Consider the following 18,525-nt stretch of genomic DNA (forward strand, 5'->3'; position numbering starts at 1 on the left):
CTGACAGTGCTTATCAAGGGCTTATGAAGATATACCCTCAAGCACAAACTCCACGTAAATCCAGCAAACTCAAGCCGCTAACAGCTGAAGAGAAAGCCTATAACCATGCGCTATCTAAGGAGAGAAGCAAGGTTGAGAACATCTTTGCCAAAGTAAAAACGTTTAAAATGTTTTCAACAACCTATCGAAATCATCGTAAACGCTTCGGATTACGAATGAATTTGATTGCTGGTATTATCAATCATGAACTAGGATTCTAGTTTTGCAGGAAGTCTAATCAAGAGGAAAGTAAATGACGATTAAGGTAATTGCGACAGATATGGATGGGACCTTGCTGGATGCTAGAGGCCAGCTTGATCTCCCACGCTTGGAAAAGATTGTGGATCAGTTGGATCAAAGGGGGATTCGTTTTGTCATCGCGACGGGGAATGAAATTCACCGCATGAGGCAACTCCTGGAGCACTTGGTGGATCGAGTGGTTCTGGTGGTTGCTAATGGTGCTCATATTTTTGAAAACAATGAATTGATTCAGGCTCAGACTTGGGATGATGCCATTGTCGATAAGGCTTTGGCTCATTTCGAGGGTCGAGCGTGTCAGGATCAATTTGTTGTAACAGGGATGAAGGGTGGTTTCGTCAAGGAAGGTACCATTTTTACAGACCTTGAAAGTTTTATGACTCCAGAAATGATTGAAGAATTCTACCAACGAATGAATTTTGTGGATGAATTAACCTCTGACCTCTTTGGTGGTGTGCTCAAGATGAGTATGGTTGTTGGTGAGGAACGTTTGAATTCGGTATTGGAAGAAATCAATGACCTCTTTGATGGCCGTGTTCGGGCTGTATCGAGTGGCTATGGTTGCATTGATATCCTCCAAGTTGGAATTCATAAAGCATGGGGCTTGGAAGAATTACTCAAGCGTTGGGACTTGAACCCCCAACAAATCATGGCTTTTGGCGATAGTGAAAATGATGTTGAAATGCTTGAAATGGCTGGAATTGCCTATGCGATGGAAAATGCTGATGACAAAGCCAAAGCTGTGGCGACGGCTCTAGCGCCAGCCAATAGCCAAGGAGGAGTTTACCAAGTATTGGAAAACTGGTTAGAAAAAGGAGAATGAAGTAGCAGTACAGTTATTAGAAAATTGGTTACTAAAGGAACAAGAAAAAATCCAAACCAAGTATCGTCACCTAAATCAGGTTTCAGTTGTAGAGCCAGATATTCTTTTTATTGGGGATTCCATTGTCGAATATTATCCTCTGCAGGAGTTGTTTGGGACTTCAAAGACAATTGTCAATCGAGGAATTTGTGGCTATCAGACAGGACTGTTATTAGAGAATCTGGATGCGCATCTGTACGGTGGGGAGGTAGATAAAATTGTCCTTTTAATTGGGACGAACGATATTGGAAAAGATGTGCCTGTGAATGAGGCTCTCAATAATCTCGAAGCTATCATCAATCCATTGCTCGCGATTATCCACTGACTGAGATAAAATTACTTTCCATTTTGCCAGTTAATGAAGGCGAGGAGTATAAGCAGACAGTCTATATCCGCACGAATGAAAAAATTCAGAACAGGAATCACGCCTATCAAGAGCTTGCTTCTGCCTATATGCAGGTGGAATTTTTGTCAGTTTTTGACAGTTTGACAGACCAGGCGGGCCAACTAAAAAAAGAATATACAACTGATGGACTGCACCTCAGTGTTGCTGGTTATCAGGTTTTGACAAAAGCCTTGAAAGGCTATCTTTACTAAATAGCTAAATAAAGTTAAATTTGAGCATAATATCTTGTAAAAAATTCTAAAATCCTTTAAAATAAAAAGTGATGGAGGAATTTATGAATGTAAATCAGATTGTACGGATTATTCCTACTTTAAAAGTTAATAATAGAAAATTAAATGAAACATTTTATATTGAAACCCTTGGCATGAAGGCCTTGTTAGAGGAATCAGCCTTCCTATCACTAGGGGACCAAACAGGTCTTGAAAAGCTGGTTTTAGAAGAAGCACCAAGCATGCGTACTCGTAAGGTAGAGGGACGAAAAAAACTGGCTAGATTGATTATCAAGGTGGAAAATCCCTTAGAAATCGAGGGACTCTTATCTAAAACAGATTCGATTCATCGATTATATAAAGGTCAAAATGGCTACGCTTTTGAAATTTTTTCACCAGAAGATGATTTGATTTTGATTCATGCAGAAGATGACAGAGCAAGTCTAGTAGAAGTAGGAGAAAAGCCTGAATTTCAAACAGATTTGGCATCAATCTCTTTAAGTAAATTTGAAATTTTCATGGAATTACATCTCTCGATTGATATCGAAAGTTTCTTGGAACCATCTGAAATTGGGGCATCCCTTGATTTTATTCCAGCTCAGGGGAAGGATTTGACTGTGGACAATACGGTTACCTGGGACTTATCTATGCTCAAGTTCTTGGTCAATGAACTAGATATATCAAGTCTTCGCCAGAAGTTTGAGTCTACAGAATATTTTATTCCTAAGTCTGAAAAATTCTTCCTTGGAAAAGATAGAAATAATGTTGAATTGTGGTTTGAAGAAGTATGAAGTGGACCCAGATTATTAAAAAAATAGAAGAACAAATCGAGGCAGGGATTTATCCCGGAGCCTCTTTTGCGTATTTTAAGGACAATCAATGGACGGAGTTCTATATTGGCCAGAGTCACCCAGAGCATGGCTTGCAGACTGAGGCAGGACTAGTTTATGACCTAGCTAGTGTCAGCAAGGTTGTTGGCGTTGGCACCGTTTTTACCTTCTTGTGGGAAAAAGGCAAATTAGATATTGACAGACCGGTAACCGATTTTTTAGCTGAGAGTGATTATCCAGACATCACTATTCGTCAGCTCTTGACTCACGCAACAGATCTTGATCCTTTTATTCCCAATCGTGATCTTTTAACAGCCCCTGAATTAAAGAAAGCGATGTTTCATCTCAAGAGACGAAGTCAGCCAGCCTTTCTTTATTCGGATGTCCATTTTTTGCTGTTAGGTTTTATCTTGGAAAGAATCTTTAATCAAGACTTGGATGAGATTTTACAAGAACAAGTTTGGAAACCGTGGGGAATGACGGAAACCCAATTTGGACCTGTTGAGCTTGCTGTTCCAACAGTTAGAGGTGTCGAGGCAGGTCTGGTACATGATCCCAAGGCTCGCCTTTTGGGCAGACATGCAGGTAGTGCTGGTTTGTTTTCGACTGTAAAGGATTTACAAATCTTTTTAGAACACTATTTAGCAGATGATTTTGCAAGAGATTTGAGTCAAAATTTTTCACCTTTGGATGACAAGGAACGTTCTTTGGCATGGAATTTGGAAGGAGATTGGCTAGACCATACGGGCTATACAGGTACCTTTATCATGTGGAATCGTCAGAAGCAAGAAGCGGCCATTTTCCTATCGAATCGTACCTATGAAAAGGATGAGAGGGCTCAATGGATTGTAGACCGCAATCAAGTGATGAACTTGATTCGCAAAGAAGAGTAAGGAGAGACATGTCAAATAGTTTAAAAGGGACTTTACTAACAGTTGTGGCAGGGATAGCTTGGGGCTTGTCAGGAACGAGTGGCCAATACCTGATGGCACACGGAATTTCAGCTCTGGTCTTGACCAACTTGCGCCTTTTAATCGCTGGTGGAATTCTCATGCTCTTGGCTTATGCCACTGCAAAGGATAAAATGCTGGCCTTTTTAACGGATAAGAAGAGTTTGCTGTCTCTTCTTATTTTTGCTCTAATTGGTCTATTCCTCAACCAATTCGCCTATCTAACTGCTATTCAGGAGACCAATGCAGGTACCGCGACAGTACTTCAGTATGTTTGTCCTGTCGGAATTTTGATTTATAGCTGTATCAAGGATAAGGTGGTACCGACACTGGGAGAGATAGGTTCTATCATATTAGCCATTGGAGGGACCTTCCTGATCGCCACTCATGGGCAGTTGGACCAGTTATCTATGACACCTTCGGGACTGTTCTGGGGGCTCTTTTCTGCTCTGACTTACGTCCTGTATATCATTTTGCCCATAACCTTGATTAAGAAGTGGGGGAGCAGTTTGGTCATTGGTGTGGGAAGGGTCATAGCAGGTTTGGTTGCCCTTCCTTTTACAGGAGTTCTACAGACTGCTATCCCAACTAGTCTTGATTTTCTCCTCGCTTTTGCGGGCATTATCCTTATCGGGACTGTCTTTGCCTATACAGCCTTTCTAAAAGGAGCCAGTCTGATTGGGCCGGTCAAGTCAAGTTTGTTGGCTTCAATTGAGCCAATTTCGGCTGTTTTCTTTGCTTTCCTAATCATGAATGAACAATTTTATCCCATTGATTTTCTTGGTATGGCAATGATATTGTTTGCTGTAACCCTGATTTCTTTGAAAGATTTACTCTTAGAAAAATAAAAAGACTCTTTGTCGTCCGTGACAGAGAGTTTTTGCCTAGTATTTTATACTCAATGAAAATCAAAGAGCAAACTAGGAAACTAGCCGCAGGCTGTACTTGAGTACGGCAAGGTGACGTTGACGCGGTTTGAAGAGATTTTCGAAGAGTATTAATTATTTTCAAGATAAAATTCAAAACGTTCGCCTACATATTGACTTTTTACGTATTCAAAAGCAGTACCATCTTCTAGGTAGGAAACCTGAGTCAGACCAAGAATAGCATGTCCTTTTTCAACTTCTAAATAGTGGGCGATTTTTTCCTTAGCAAGGCGAGCATAGATGGTCTGCTGTGATTTACCAATACGGTAGCCATGTTTTTGCAGTGTTTGGAAGAAATGACTAGTGATTTCTTCTTTTTTAAAGTCCTTAATGAATTTCTCAGGAATAGAAGCAACTTCATAAACCAGAGGGACTTTGTCGGCATAGCGAACACGTTCCATTCGAATAATATTCTCCGTTGGAGAAATTCCTAACTTGGCAACTTCTTGCTCATTGGGAATGGTTTTTCTGTAGGAAATGAGTTGACTAGAGGGAACTTTGCCTTGGGACTTAACAATTTCAGTAAAACTGGTTGTCCCTCGCATCTTTTCTTGTACCCGAGTACTGGAAACAAAGGTGCCACTTCCTACACGGCGCTCTAAAACTCCTTCTTCGACCAAGAGGGAAATGGCTTGGCGGAGGGTCATGCGACTGACCGCAAACTGCTCTGCTAAGTCTCGTTCACTGGGAAGTCTTTCACCAATGGACCAACGGTGCTCGTCAATATCCTTTTTAATCTGATCGTGGATTTTCATATAAGCTGGTAGCATGTTTTCACTTCATTTCTATCTTTTCTCTATTGTACCCCAATAAACTAGAAAAAGTCAATCTTCGCCTTGTTTAGTTGGTAATTCGCCCTTATTTGTGATAGAATATTGAAAAAAGATATTTCTTTTGAGAAAGGAAAAAGATGAGCAACATTTCAACTGATTTGCAAGATGTAGAAAAAATCATCGTATTGGACTATGGTAGCCAATACAACCAGCTGATTTCACGCCGTATCCGTGAGATTGGTGTTTTTTCAGAACTAAAAAGCCATAAAATTTCAGCTGCTGAAGTTCGTGAAATCAATCCTGTAGGAATTATTCTATCAGGTGGTCCAAACTCTGTATACGAAGATGGTTCATTCGATATTGACCCAGAAATCTTCGAACTCGGAATTCCTATTTTGGGAATCTGTTATGGTATGCAATTATTAACCCATAAACTTGGAGGAAAAGTTGTTCCTGCAGGTGATGCTGGAAATCGTGAATACGGTCAATCAACCCTAACACACACACCATCATCTCTTTTTGAATCAACACCTGATGAACAGACTGTATTGATGAGCCATGGTGATGCAGTTACCGAGATTCCTGCTGCCTTTGTTCGTACAGGTACATCAGCTGACTGCCCATACGCAGCCATCGAAAACCCAGATAAACACATTTACGGTATCCAGTTCCACCCAGAAGTTCGTCATTCTGTATACGGAAATGATATCCTTCGTAACTTTGCCCTTAACATCTGTAAGGCTAAAGGCGACTGGTCAATGGATAACTTCATCGATATGCAGATACAAAAAATCCGTGAAACCGTCGGTGATAAACGTGTCCTTCTTGGCCTTTCAGGTGGGGTTGACTCTTCAGTTGTTGGAGTTCTTCTCCAAAAAGCGATTGGCGATCAATTGATCTGTATCTTCGTGGATCACGGTCTTCTTCGTAAAGGAGAAGCGGACCAAGTTATGGACATGCTTGGTGGTAAGTTTGGTTTGAATATCGTCAAAGCAGACGCTGCTAAACGTTTCCTTGACAAACTTGCTGGCGTTTCTGACCCTGAACAAAAACGTAAAATCATCGGTAACGAGTTTGTCTATGTATTTGATGATGAAGCCAACAAGCTCAAAGATGTGAAATTCCTTGCTCAAGGAACTCTTTATACAGACGTTATCGAGTCTGGTACGGATACAGCTCAAACGATCAAGTCACACCACAACGTGGGTGGTCTTCCAGAAGATATGCAGTTTGAATTGATTGAACCACTCAATACTCTTTACAAGGATGAAGTTCGTGCTCTTGGTACAGAGCTTGGTATGCCAGACCATATCGTATGGCGCCAACCATTCCCAGGACCAGGACTTGCTATCCGTGTCATGGGTGAAATCACTGAAGAGAAACTTGAAACCGTTCGTGAATCAGACGCTATTCTTCGTGAAGAAATCGCTAAAGCTGGACTTGACCGCGATATTTGGCAATACTTCACTGTTAACACAGGCGTTCGTTCAGTCGGTGTTATGGGTGACGGTCGTACGTATGACTACACGATTGCAATCCGTGCTATCACTTCTATCGATGGTATGACTGCTGATTTTGCCAAAATTCCATGGGAAGTACTTCAAAAAATCTCAGTACGTATCGTAAATGAAGTGGATCATGTTAACCGTATCGTCTACGATATTACAAGTAAACCACCTGCAACCGTTGAGTGGGAATAAAATATAAGAGTAACTTAGGCTAAGAATCCTTGATTTAACATCATTTTAACAACTGTATGAAGTATTAAAATGAGATAAATATATTTGGATTGTCTCCAAAGCGTTTCCAAAGAAGCTCTAAAATGAGCTTCTTTTTTCTAATATGGAGTAAAAATATTATGAGTTTTAACGTTGATAATCAGCAAAAATCTTTATCTGGTTCTGCTTCAAATTTAACTTTGTCTGAATTGCTTCAAAAAATCCAAAAGATTCCCAAATTGAATGTATCTGTAAAAAAAAGGTTATTCAGTTGGATATGAAAATTGTGAAAAACAATTTAAAATGGATTATGCAATTACTTTCAATGACTTTGATAATGAAACTTGGTTAGTTAAACCGACTAGCTCGATTCGAACTGATAGAATCTATGGGAATGAATTTTTTGCTCAAAACATCAAGTTAGTTGATAAGAATGTCACAAGAATCTTTGTTGTTGTACCAGATTCTATTACCGAAAAAGAAATAAAAAATAAAAACGACTATTCAAATAAGATACATAGCGAAACTTATGTATCTTTCTTAGATGATGTACTAACTTTTTCTGAATTAAAAGACTTTGTACTAAATCATGCTTCCGAAAATCTATCTCAAGGGATTAGTGCTAATATTTTGGGAAACAATGCTGAGGATAGTATAGTTGACTTACTGACTGACAAAAACAATATCCTTCTATGGAATAATCACGCAAAACATAGCCAAACAATTAAATCTTCCACTTATAATTGGTTTAGTCAAATCTTAAAAGTTTCTGGTGTTAGTGAACAAGATACTGTTTTAGATATTGTGGCAACTAATTCAATACCTAAATTAAGTAATCGTGGTTATCCAAAAACAGATGTATCTTTTACGATTACTACTGAACAAAAAGAAATAACTAAAAATATTAGTGTAAAAAATACTTCTGCGGATACCGTAACAGTCCATGAGGGAGCTGTAGATGATATTATTCTTGCCCTTAATCTCGATTCTTCTTCGTCATTGGCTAATTCACTCAAAGAATTTCAAGCATATGGTAGTGCTAAAGGTTTGAAAGAAAATAATGAAGTTGCCTATAACACATTAGTTGATGAAATTCATAAATACAATAAAGAATTAGTTAACTTCTTTATGTTTGGGGTCAATAGTCCATTAGTTAACAATTCTATTCAAGTTGCTGATATAATGCTGTATACTAAAAAATTTGAGGTTATTTTAAGGGATTTGTATGTTGATGAATATATTAAGAAATATTCATCTAAAGGACAGTTTGGAACTCCGTTTAAATGGACATACCCTAGTAAAAAACGAGGTCAAAAAGTACAAATCAAAGGTTTTACGAATAATAAAAAGTAGCAGTTCAAATATGATATGCTATTTTTTGATTAAAGGTATACTTTCATTTTATCAGCGACAGCTTTAATTACTGGTACAGCTACTGAGTTACCAAATTGTCTATACATTTGAGTTCTTGAAACTGGTACTTTGAAATCATCTGGAAATCCCATTAGTCGCTTACATTCTAGTTCACTATAAAGTCTCAACCCAGTTTCTCCACCTTTTACAAACGTTCCTGTCAAACGCTGAATTTTGTGATAGCTTGCAACAAGTGTATTTACCTGAATTTCGCTAGTTTTATCAATAATTTGAGGTCTGCCATCATCTTTTTTAAAAAGATATGTATCTTGCAGATGTTTTGAAATTTTGTACCCAGTTGGATTATCTTCTAAAATAGAACCTACTGGGACTTTTTTATCGCTTCCTTTAGGAAATTCAAAGTTATCTACTTTTATATCTGGATGGAAACCTACAATGATAATACGTTCCCTTCTTTGTGGTAAACCAAAACGTTGAGCATCAAGAATTTCATAGAAAATTGAGTAGCCTAATTCTTCTTTTAACGCTCTCATAATGACTTTTAAAGTATTCCCTTTGTCGTGAGTTACAAGCCCTTTTACATTCTCAAGTAAGAAAGCTTTTGGTTTTTTCTCTTTTAAGATACGAAGTACATCAAAGAACAAAGTTCCTTGGGTTTCATGAGTAAAACCTTCACGCTTACCAATATGGCTAAATGGCTGACATGGAAAACCTGCTAAAAGAATGTCATGGTCTGGAATATCTTTCTCATTGATTTGAGTAATATCCCCATATGGTTTTTCGCCATAATTCTCTTCATAAGTTTTAGAAGCATACCTATCCCATTCGGAACTAAAAACACATTCTGTGTTCTTATCCTCAAATCCTTTACGGATTCCACCAATACCTGCGAATAAGTCGATAAACTTTATTGAATCATTTGAAGTAGTTTTCTTTTTAGTGTTCATTTGTGTGTCTATTCCTATTTTAATTAGCTCGGAGCATTTTTGACTAAAATTCTTACAGTTATCAAGCTCAAGTGAATCAATTACATCAATCTCACTCTGAGTTAGATAAATATTTTTCATCTGTTTTTTATCAGAAACTGGTTTTCTTCCCGCTCCCTTGCGTGTGCCACCCTGCATATTTTCTTCCCTACTTCCTTATTCGTAATATAAAACCATTATATCATATTTTTGATAAAAAAATGTTTTTTTTCATATATTCGTCCGTATTATTTATTGATAATTTTTCAAACTCATCAAATGGGGACAAATTATGAACAATCGCTAAAGATTCTTCCATTTTTTTGATTTCGAATTTATAATCAAATTCGGTTTCAAAAATATCAATCAACACTTTTAATTTTAAATCTCTTAATTGTTCGAGTGGATAATAGTTTGTATTTATACTCAATGAAAATCAAAGAGCAAATTAGGAAGATAGCCGCAGGTTGCTCAAAACAGTGTTTTGAGGTTGCAGATGGAAGCTGACGTGGTTTGAAGAGATTTTCGAAGAGTATTAAAAGATTAGAATTGTCAAAACAATCTGTCTAGGCTTGATTTTATCCCTTATTTACTATAAAAATGAGAAGGAAATACGTCAAACTTTTATATTGCAAATAGGAGAAAACATGACAAAAACATTAAAACGTCCTGAGGTTTTATCACCTGCAGGGACTTTGGAGAAGCTAAAGGTAGCTGTTCAGTATGGGGCAGATGCTGTCTTTATCGGTGGTCAGGCCTATGGTCTTCGTAGCCGTGCAGGTAACTTTACCTTTGAACAAATGGAAGAAGGTGTCCAGTTTGCGGCCAAGTATGGTGCCAAGGTCTATGTAGCGGCTAATATGGTTATGCACGAAGGAAATGAAGCTGGTGCTGGTGAGTGGTTCCGTAAACTGCGTGATATCGGGATTGCAGCAGTTATCGTGTCTGACCCAGCCTTGATTATGATTGCAGCGACAGAAGCACCAGGTCTTGAAATTCACCTCTCTACCCAAGCAAGTGCCACTAACTATGAAACACTTGAATTTTGGAAAGAACTGGGCTTGACTCGTGTCGTTTTGGCGCGTGAGGTTTCGATGGAAGAATTAGCTGAAATTCGCAAACGTACAGATGTTGAGATTGAAGCATTTGTCCATGGAGCTATGTGTATTTCATACTCTGGTCGTTGTACTCTTTCAAACCACATGAGTATGCGTGATGCCAACCGTGGTGGATGTTCTCAGTCCTGCCGTTGGAAATACGACCTTTACGATATGCCATTTGGGAAAGAACGTAATAGTTTGAAGGGTGAGATTCCAGAAGAATTTTCAATGTCAGCCGTTGATATGTCCATGATTGACCATATCCCAGATATGATTGAAAATGGTGTGGACAGTCTAAAAATCGAAGGACGTATGAAGTCTATTCACTACGTATCAACAGTAACCAACTGCTACAAGGCGGCTGTGGATGCCTATCTTGAAAGTCCTGAAAAGTTTGAAGCTATCAAACAAGACTTGGTGGACGAGATGTGGAAGGTTGCCCAACGTGAACTGGCTACAGGATTTTACTATGGTACACCATCTGAAAATGAGCAGTTGTTTGGTGCTCGTCGTAAAATTCCTGAGTACAAGTTTGTCGCTGAAGTGGTTTCTTATGATGATGCGGCACAAACAGCAACTATTCGTCAACGAAATGTCATTAACGAAGGGGACCAAGTTGAGTTTTATGGTCCAGGTTTCCGTCATTTTGAAACCTATATTGAGGATCTTCACGATGCCAAAGGCAATAAAATCGACCGTGCTCCAAATCCAATGGAACTCTTGACTATTAAAGTCCCACAACCTGTTCAAGCTGGAGACATGGTTCGAGCTCTTAAAGAGGGTCTCATCAATCTTTATAAGGAAGATGGAACCAGCGTCACAGTTCGTGCTTAATGTAGTTGTTTAGTTTTAAAAAATTATGCAAAGCTCCATATACAACACTTAAACGAGATTAAAGAATGGCGAAATCCCTTGATGCGCAAGAGATTAGCTGTCCTTTTTTATTTTTTAAGTGATAAAGTCGAAGCTTAGGTATCAAAGCATATTAAATTAAACAAAGAAGTGATGTCATCGATATTTTGAAATCCTATATTTAAACTTAACACTCTCTATTTTTTATGGTAGAGAGTTTTTTTGCTAGTAAAATCTTACAAAATGACATTTATATATTGCATTAAGTTAGATATATGATATAATGTTGTTAAAAAGAGGCGCAACTTTTTAAACTCAATAAGAATCAAAGAGCAAACCATGAATATTAATTGAGGAATAAAAAATGTAAGTTATAAATGTAAGTAAGCATTATAGTCATTCAATCATTCTCAAAGATATAAATTTTGCACTTAACAAGGGTGAAATTGTTGGTCTAGTAGGGAGAAATGGAGTTGGTAAGGGTACGTTGATGAAAATTCTTGGTCAGAATAATCAACCGACTTCAGGTAATATTATAAGCAGTGATAATGTTGGGTATTTAATTGAAGAACCAAAATTATTTTTATCTAAAACAGGTTTAGAGAATTTAAAATATTTGTCAAATTTATATGGTGTTGACTACAATCAAGAAAGATTTGGAAGTTTGATCCAAGAGTTAGATTTGACTCAGTCTATTAATAAAAAAGTAAAGACTTATTCTCTGGGGACAAAACAAAAATTAGCTTTGCTTCTAACTCTCGTTACGGAACCTGATATATTGATTTTAGATGAACCGACTAATGGTTTAGATATTGAATCGTCACAAATAGTTTTAGCGGTTCTAAAAAAATTAGCTTTAAATGAAAACGTGGGAATTTTAATATCGAGTCATATAGAGACATTTTCATTACCAAACAAGAATTTGGGGATATTGTTCAGGAAGAGGGACTGAGAATTACTATGTCTGGGAATATTCAAAGTAGTGAGCTTTTTAAATTTTTTAACGAAAACTCTATTAAAGTAGTTGATTTTGAAACTAAAAAAGAGACGCTTAAAGATATTTATCTAAATCGTTCAAAATAAAGGAAGGTTATCATCATGAAATTAAATAAATTGAATTTTCTTAAGGAAAATATAAGAAATTTATATTCATCAGGCGTAATATATCTCGGTTTGCTTATCTCGTTTATACCGCCGATATTGGTTACATTCTTTATTCTAAAGACTCAAGGGACATCGCTTGGTATTAAGCATATTTCAAACTTTTATGCTATGCTCGGTATGTTAATGGCTGTTATACATGCTAATCGAGTCATTAGTAGAGATTTTTCCCACAATACGGTAAGTTTGTTTTATAATCAACAGAAGAATCGGATGATTTACGTCTTGTCTAATTTTCTATATGCCATCTCAGTTTCCATTATTTATGCTTTGAATGGCATTGTGTTACTAGTCATCGTAAGTAAATTGGGTATTCCAGGTGATTTAGGATTAGATTTTATAGTAGCTATTGTAGTCAATACAATTTTGTTAGTCCTGTTTTATTTTCTATTATCTTACATTTTCTATTTATACAAATTGAAAAGTGGCTTGGTATTTGGTATTTTAGTAGCTTTACTACTCTTTATCCCTAATATATTAAATACGATGATGATGAATACTAGTAATGATTTGTTTATCAAAGCAATTGAACTTCTTCCTTTTTATTCTTTACCTGTATTTGTGGCTTCAAATACGATGTCTATTAGTCAGTATCTTGTGGTAATCACTACAATCATTTTATTGTACTTTTTCACTCTCAAGAAAAGCAAGAAGTATTCATTTTAGTTTCATTTAGTATTATTTTGCATACCTAAAATACAATAAAAAAATCAGTCATCTTGGTATGCTCCTGCTTTCACTATTCAACACGTTTTTGACTTATACTAGGCTCATTTCCAAAAGCATTATATAATAGTGATATGAAACCAACTAAACTAAACAAGAAATATAAGCAATAAAAACTCGTTTAAAAGATCCTACTAAAGCTAATACTAAATAAAAATAAAAGAGTAAACTAGGAAGTTTATTTCAAACAACCTAAAATACTGATTTTCGGCTGAAGATAATACTGGAGTGCAAATTAATGGGGTTATAATAAATAGCTGATAGCTTGTGTTGGTTTTGGATTTTTTAAGAGTAGATGAGTATTAAAACTATAAGGAGGACGAAGGTGGCTAAAAATTTAAAATTAAAATTAGCTCGGGTAGAGCGTGATTTAACACAAGGTCAACTGGCAGAGGCTGTCGGGGTGACACGCCAGACTATTGGTTTGATAGAGGCGGGGAAATACAATCCCAGTCTCTCACTCTGCCAGTCCATTTGCAGATGTTTAGGGAAAAGCCTAGACCAACTATTTTGGGAGGAAGAAGATGAAAAATAGATTTTATTATTATCAATTACTTGACGAAAGAGAAGAACAACTAATCAATAAAGCTGGGGCAGAATCCTTTTCCCTCTTTATTGGGCTTGTACTTCTAAGCTATTTGGTGGCAGTGTTGGCTCCATCTCTTTTTAATCCGAATTTTCTAGTCTATACTCTGATAGTAGGAATTTTCTTCTTTTTCAATCGTGCCCGTTATCTGGGAGTGACCTACTATAGTCGTTTTCATTTTACGATTTTGGGTTGTTTTTTTCTAACCTTGGCGATTACGGTTCTTTTGATGTTGCAGAATTATCAATTCAACATAGAAATTTATCAGCACAATCCTTTGAACGTTAAATACCTATCTGCTTGGGTCATTACTTATGTCATTTACTTTCCTTGGGTTTTTATAGGCAATCTCGGTCTGAAGAGCTATGGAGAATGGGCTCAGAAAAAATTTGAGCAAGACATGGATGAACTGGAGAGTAGTGAATAGCTTGTTACTCTTTTCTCAATCCAGCTAAAATGTGATATAATAGTACTAATTTATTGGAATACATGAAAGTTCTTGAAAATTTTCATGGGTTTCTAGCTAAGGAAGTAGGAAAAGTATGTATCCAGATGATAGTTTGACATTGCACACGGACTTGTACCAGATTAACATGATGCAGGTTTACTTTGACCAAGGAATTCACAATAAAAAGGCGGTCTTTGAGGTTTATTTCCGTCAGCAGCCTTTTAAAAATGGCTATGCGGTTTTTGCAGGTTTGGAAAGAATTGTGAATTATCTTGAAGACTTGTGTTTTTCAGATAGTGATATTGCCTATTTGGAGTCGCTAGGCTATCATGGGGCATTCTTGGACTATCTCCGCAATTTCAAGTTGGAGTTGGCCGTTCGTTCTGCCCAAGAAGGGGACTTGGTTTTTGCTAATGAACCGATTGTGCAGGTGGAAGGTCCTCTAGCCCAATGTCAATTGGTTGAAACGGCTCTTTTGAACATCGTCAACTACCAGACCTTGGTAGCGACCAAGGCAGCTCGTATTCGTTCAGTAATTGAAGATGAACCCTTGATGGAGTTTGGGACACGTCGGGCGCAAGAGATGGATGCGGCTATCTGGGGAACACGCGCAGCGGTGATTGGTGGTGCCAATGGAACTAGTAACGTGCGTGCTGGTAAACTCTTTGACATTCCTGTCTTGGGGACCCATGCCCATGCCTTGGTACAGGTTTATGGTAACGACTATAAGGCCTTCAAGGCTTATGCTGCGACCCATAAAAATTGCGTCTTTCTTGTGGATACCTATGACACACTTCGAATTGGGGTACCCGCTGCCATTCAGGTGGCGCGTGAGCTGGGTGACCAGATTAATTTCCTTGGTGTCCGCATTGACTCTGGGGATATTGCCTACATTTCCAAGAAAGTCCGTCAGCAATTGGACGAGGCTGGCTTTACAGAAGCTAAGATTTATGCTTCAAATGACCTAGATGAAAATACTATCCTCAACCTCAAGATGCAAAAGGCCAAGATTGATGTCTGGGGTGTGGGAACTAAGCTGATTACAGCCTATGACCAACCAGCTCTTGGGGCGGTTTATAAGATTGTTGCGATTGAAGATGAAAATGGTAAGATGCGTAATACTATCAAACTGTCTAATAATGCGGAAAAAGTGTCTACGCCAGGTAAGAAGCAGGTGTGGCGCATTACCAGTCGTGAAAAAGGCAAGTCAGAGGGTGATTACATCACTTATGACGGCGTAGATGTTGCCAGTATGACAGAAATCAAGATGTTCCATCCGACTTATACCTACATCAAGAAGACCGTTCGTAATTTTGACGCTGTTCCTCTCTTGGTGGATATCTTCAAAGACGGGAAATTGATTTACAACCTGCCTAGCTTAACTGAGATTCAGGCTTATGCTCGTAAGGAATTTGACAAGCTTTGGGATGAGTACAAGCGTGTGCTCAATCCGCAGCATTATCCAGTGGATTTGGCGCGTGATGTATGGCAAGACAAGATGGACTTGATTGATAAGATGCGCAAGGAAGCCCTTGGTGAAGGAGAAGAAGAATGAGTTTGCAAGAAACGATTATCCAAGAGCTGGGTGTCAAACCAGTGATTGATGCCCAGGAAGAAATCCGTCGTTCCATTGATTTCTTAAAAAGATACCTGAAAAAACATCCCTTTCTTAAAACCTTTGTACTAGGGATTTCTGGAGGACAAGACTCAACCTTGGCAGGTCGATTGGCCCAACTAGCTATGGAAGAACTGCGAGCAGAAACGGGAGACGACAGCTACAAATTTATCGCTGTCCGCCTGCCCTATGGAGTGCAAGCTGATGAAGCAGACGCTCAAAAAGCCCTAGCCTTTATCCAGCCAGATGTCAGCTTTGTAGTTAATATCAAGGAATCAGCTGATGCGATGACAGTTGCAGTTGAAGTGACAGGTAGTCCTGTTTCAGACTTTAATAAGGGCAATATCAAGGCTCGTTGCCGTATGATTGCCCAATATGCCCTTGCGGGTGCCCATAGTGGAGCGGTCATTGGGACAGACCACGCCGCGGAAAATATCACAGGTTTCTTTACCAAGTTTGGTGACGGTGGTGCAGATATTCTCCCTCTTTATCGCCTCAATAAACGTCAAGGAAAACAACTCTTGCAGGAACTTGGTGCAGACCCAGCCCTTTATGAAAAAATCCCAACAGCAGACCTAGAAGAAGACAAACCCGGTCTAGCTGACGAAGTAGCCCTCGGAGTCACTTATAAAGAGATTGATGACTACCTAGAAGGCAAAACAATCAGCCCAGAAGCCCAAGCAAGAATCGAAAACTGGTGGCACAAAGGCCAACATAAACGCCACCTACCCATCACCGTATTTGATGACTTTTGGGAGTAAAAAGGTTCGGGGAACCTTTTTAGCTTCTTGCCCTGAAATTAAAAAGCAAGAAAAACCTCCAGTGGAGGTTTTCAGCCTCTCACCTTGAAATAAAAAAGTGAGAGTAGGTCTGGGGGATCTTGAACCCCGAGTTTAGAAATAAGAAAATGAGGCAGATTCGGTAACTCGAAGAGTTCGATTTCATCGTCTTACCCCTGCAACGATGACTAGGTTTGAAAAAGCTTGCTAGAGCGCATTTCAAACCAGGCAGCGACTGCGTCAAGAAATTAGAAGACAAACTCGTTTTCTAGCTGTTACTGAGTTGAGCCTTTTTACTACGAGCATAGAAATAAGGAAGTGAGGTAGCATCATGAAAGCTATCGGTACGCAAATATTACAGACAGAACGTTTGATTTTAAGAAGATTTGTGGAGAGTGATTCAGAAGCTATGTTTCAAAATTGGGCTTCATCCGCTGAGAATCTGACCTATGTTACCTGGGATCCCCATCCTGATGTCGAGGTGACTCGAAATTCGATTCGTAACTGGGTTGCTTCCTATACTAATCCCAACTATTACAAATGGGCTATTTGTCTCAAAGAAAACCCAGAGCAAGTGATAGGAGATATCAGCATCGTTGCAATAGATGAGAACAATTCTTCTTGTGAAATTGGCTATATTTTAGGAAAAAACTATTGGGGTCGTGGTCTTATGACAGAGGCCTTAAAAGCTGTCTTGGACTTTTGTTTTACTCAAGTAGGATTTCAAAAAGTCAAAGCTCGATATGCCAGTCTCAACCCAGCTTCAGGTCGTGTCATGGAGAAGGCTGGAATGTCCTATCTACAAACGATTGTTAATGGTGTAGAGAGAAAAGGCTATCTTGCGGATCTTATTTATTATCAGATAAGTAGGGAAGAATGTTGAATTCTATTTTCTGTTTCTATCGAAGTCAACTATTTATTGTAAATATAATAAATGGCATTCTAAGTTTATTTGCAACTTTAAAATAGCATATTGATTAGTACAAGACAGATGTTCTAGTTCCTTCTTTAATCTGGTTTAGTATTAGTTAAAAAATCGCTTTAAGCTTGTAACTAAGAGGGAGCTAATCGACTAGATTCTCCAGCCGAACAGGTGGTAATGTGCTTTTTATAGTGTAATCCTAGCTGTTGTTAAATTTAAAATAGAATCCTCTATCGAGTTAGGGAATTAAATTCCACCAATTTTATTTATGTTTTTCTATCAAAATATCTAACATTAAAATAGTCTCATTCTGATGCGCAAACTATTCTATTTATACTGCATAGTTGTATAAGGAATGATGAAAGATGAGTGAAAGTTATCAAGTTGGAATGTTTGTATCTAAATATATTAGCATGTATTTAGATAAGATGTCTGCAATCCTTTATATATGAGATTGATTACGATATAGTTAAAGTGTTAGTTCAATAATTAATATATCATTTTAAGTTTATTTGATGTATGAAACATATTGTTTAACATTTGCCAGAAAATATGCTATACTAAGTAGTAACTTTTAGAAGGAGGATGTAATGGCAAAATCTAATACTAATAAGCGCTATGCATTACGTAAACTCGGAAAGATTTTTGGTTCTGTGATAGTCGGGCTAACTTTATTTTTAGGATGAATCCTGAATACAAGTTTTGTTCATGCTGCTGATGGGATTCAATATGTCAGAGATGATACTAGAGATAAAGAAGAGGGAATAGAGTATGATGACGCTGATAATGGGGATATTATTGTAAAAGTAGCGACTAAACCTAAGGTAGTAACCAAGAAAATTTCAAGTACGCGAATTCGTTTTGAAAAAGATGAAACTAAAGACCGTAGTGAAAATCCTGTTACAATTGACGGAGAGGATGGCTATGTAACCACGACAACGACCTACGATGTTAATCCAGAGAATGGTCATGTTACTGAAAAGGTTACCGTAGAGAAAAAAGAAGCTACGGATACAGTTATCAAAG

At 37.9% G+C, this 18,525-nt stretch carries 17 protein-coding genes and 2 pseudogenes; 17 read left to right on the forward strand and 2 right to left on the reverse strand.

The window, feature by feature from the left end; translation table 11 throughout:
• From HT703_RS04035 to HT703_RS04060, 6 genes and pseudogenes are all read left to right on the forward strand, one after another.
• Positions 1 to 260: transposase family protein (locus HT703_RS04035; protein ID WP_172929939.1), on the forward strand; the 260-nt coding region annotated here is incomplete at its 5' end.
• A 32-nt stretch (positions 261 to 292) separates the two neighbouring features.
• Positions 293 to 1,120: an HAD family hydrolase gene (locus HT703_RS04040; RefSeq protein WP_054392807.1), complete on the forward strand. Its 828-nt coding sequence runs from the start codon at positions 293 to 295 to the stop codon at positions 1,118 to 1,120.
• Between the two features lie 49 nt (positions 1,121 to 1,169).
• Positions 1,170 to 1,756 (forward strand): annotated as a pseudogene (locus HT703_RS04045) (SGNH/GDSL hydrolase family protein).
• An 83-nt stretch (positions 1,757 to 1,839) separates the two neighbouring features.
• On the forward strand, positions 1,840 to 2,565 hold the full coding sequence (locus tag HT703_RS04050) for a CppA family protein (protein ID WP_054392806.1): 726 nt from the start codon (positions 1,840 to 1,842) through the stop codon (positions 2,563 to 2,565).
• Positions 2,562 to 3,497 (forward strand): serine hydrolase domain-containing protein, encoded by a 936-nt coding sequence (locus tag HT703_RS04055; RefSeq protein ID WP_119941976.1) that lies wholly within the window; start codon positions 2,562 to 2,564, stop codon positions 3,495 to 3,497. Before HT703_RS04050 ends, HT703_RS04055 begins: the two co-directional genes overlap by 4 nt.
• 8 nt (positions 3,498 to 3,505) lie before the next feature.
• On the forward strand, positions 3,506 to 4,402 hold the full coding sequence (locus HT703_RS04060; protein WP_138702800.1) for a DMT family transporter: 897 nt from the start codon (positions 3,506 to 3,508) through the stop codon (positions 4,400 to 4,402).
• Between the two features lie 149 nt (positions 4,403 to 4,551).
• Here the strand turns inward: HT703_RS04060 and HT703_RS04065 are convergent, their stop codons facing one another.
• Complete coding sequence (locus tag HT703_RS04065; protein WP_050262058.1) at positions 4,552 to 5,250, reverse strand: GntR family transcriptional regulator; 699 nt, start codon at positions 5,248 to 5,250, stop codon at positions 4,552 to 4,554.
• Between the two features lie 140 nt (positions 5,251 to 5,390).
• On the opposite strand from HT703_RS04065, the gene guaA reads away from it, so the two are divergent.
• Together guaA and HT703_RS04075 are read left to right on the forward strand one after the other, a co-directional pair.
• Positions 5,391 to 6,953, forward strand: a complete 1,563-nt coding sequence (gene guaA, locus HT703_RS04070; RefSeq protein WP_172929940.1) for a glutamine-hydrolyzing GMP synthase — start codon at positions 5,391 to 5,393, stop codon at positions 6,951 to 6,953.
• Positions 6,954 to 7,274: 321 nt separating this feature from the next.
• Positions 7,275 to 8,324, forward strand: coding sequence for an MspI family type II restriction endonuclease (locus HT703_RS04075; RefSeq protein WP_240150153.1), 1,050 nt, complete (start codon positions 7,275 to 7,277; stop codon positions 8,322 to 8,324).
• A 29-nt stretch (positions 8,325 to 8,353) separates the two neighbouring features.
• Here the strand turns inward: HT703_RS04075 and HT703_RS04080 are convergent, their stop codons facing one another.
• A complete protein-coding gene (locus HT703_RS04080; RefSeq protein WP_050208599.1) occupies positions 8,354 to 9,469 on the reverse strand; it encodes a DNA cytosine methyltransferase in 1,116 nt (371 codons plus the stop codon).
• A 488-nt stretch (positions 9,470 to 9,957) separates the two neighbouring features.
• Here HT703_RS04080 and HT703_RS04090 point away from each other — a divergent pair, with 488 nt between their 5' ends.
• The 9 genes and pseudogenes from HT703_RS04090 to HT703_RS04130 form a co-directional block, all read left to right on the forward strand.
• Entirely contained in the window at positions 9,958 to 11,244 is a 1,287-nt protein-coding gene (locus HT703_RS04090) for a U32 family peptidase (RefSeq protein ID WP_172929941.1), read from the forward strand.
• Between the two features lie 463 nt (positions 11,245 to 11,707).
• Entirely contained in the window at positions 11,708 to 12,214 is a 507-nt protein-coding gene (locus HT703_RS04095) for an ABC transporter ATP-binding protein (protein ID WP_345890286.1), read from the forward strand.
• Positions 12,215 to 12,360: 146 nt separating this feature from the next.
• Positions 12,361 to 13,089, forward strand: coding sequence for an ABC transporter permease (locus HT703_RS04100; protein ID WP_000773490.1), 729 nt, complete (start codon positions 12,361 to 12,363; stop codon positions 13,087 to 13,089).
• A 385-nt stretch (positions 13,090 to 13,474) separates the two neighbouring features.
• Positions 13,475 to 13,684, forward strand: coding sequence for a helix-turn-helix transcriptional regulator (locus tag HT703_RS04105; RefSeq protein WP_172929942.1), 210 nt, complete (start codon positions 13,475 to 13,477; stop codon positions 13,682 to 13,684).
• On the forward strand, positions 13,674 to 14,162 hold the full coding sequence (locus tag HT703_RS04110; protein WP_172929943.1) for a DUF6773 family protein: 489 nt from the start codon (positions 13,674 to 13,676) through the stop codon (positions 14,160 to 14,162). The genes HT703_RS04105 and HT703_RS04110 overlap by 11 nt, the downstream gene beginning before the upstream one ends.
• A gap of 115 nt (positions 14,163 to 14,277) precedes the next feature.
• Entirely contained in the window at positions 14,278 to 15,738 is a 1,461-nt protein-coding gene (locus HT703_RS04115) for a nicotinate phosphoribosyltransferase (protein ID WP_172929944.1), read from the forward strand.
• Positions 15,735 to 16,559 carry an ammonia-dependent NAD(+) synthetase gene (gene nadE / locus HT703_RS04120; protein ID WP_023941689.1) on the forward strand — a complete coding sequence of 275 codons (825 nt, stop codon included), beginning with the start codon at positions 15,735 to 15,737 and terminating at the stop codon, positions 16,557 to 16,559. Before HT703_RS04115 ends, nadE begins: the two co-directional genes overlap by 4 nt.
• 349 nt (positions 16,560 to 16,908) lie before the next feature.
• Positions 16,909 to 17,460: a GNAT family N-acetyltransferase gene (locus tag HT703_RS04125; protein ID WP_000643818.1), complete on the forward strand. Its 552-nt coding sequence runs from the start codon at positions 16,909 to 16,911 to the stop codon at positions 17,458 to 17,460.
• An 836-nt stretch (positions 17,461 to 18,296) separates the two neighbouring features.
• Positions 18,297 to 18,525 (forward strand): annotated as a pseudogene (locus HT703_RS04130) (hypothetical protein); the annotation flags it as partial.

Source organism: Streptococcus sp. 3874 (genome assembly GCF_013276425.1).
GTDB classification, from domain to species: domain Bacteria; phylum Bacillota; class Bacilli; order Lactobacillales; family Streptococcaceae; genus Streptococcus; species Streptococcus pseudopneumoniae.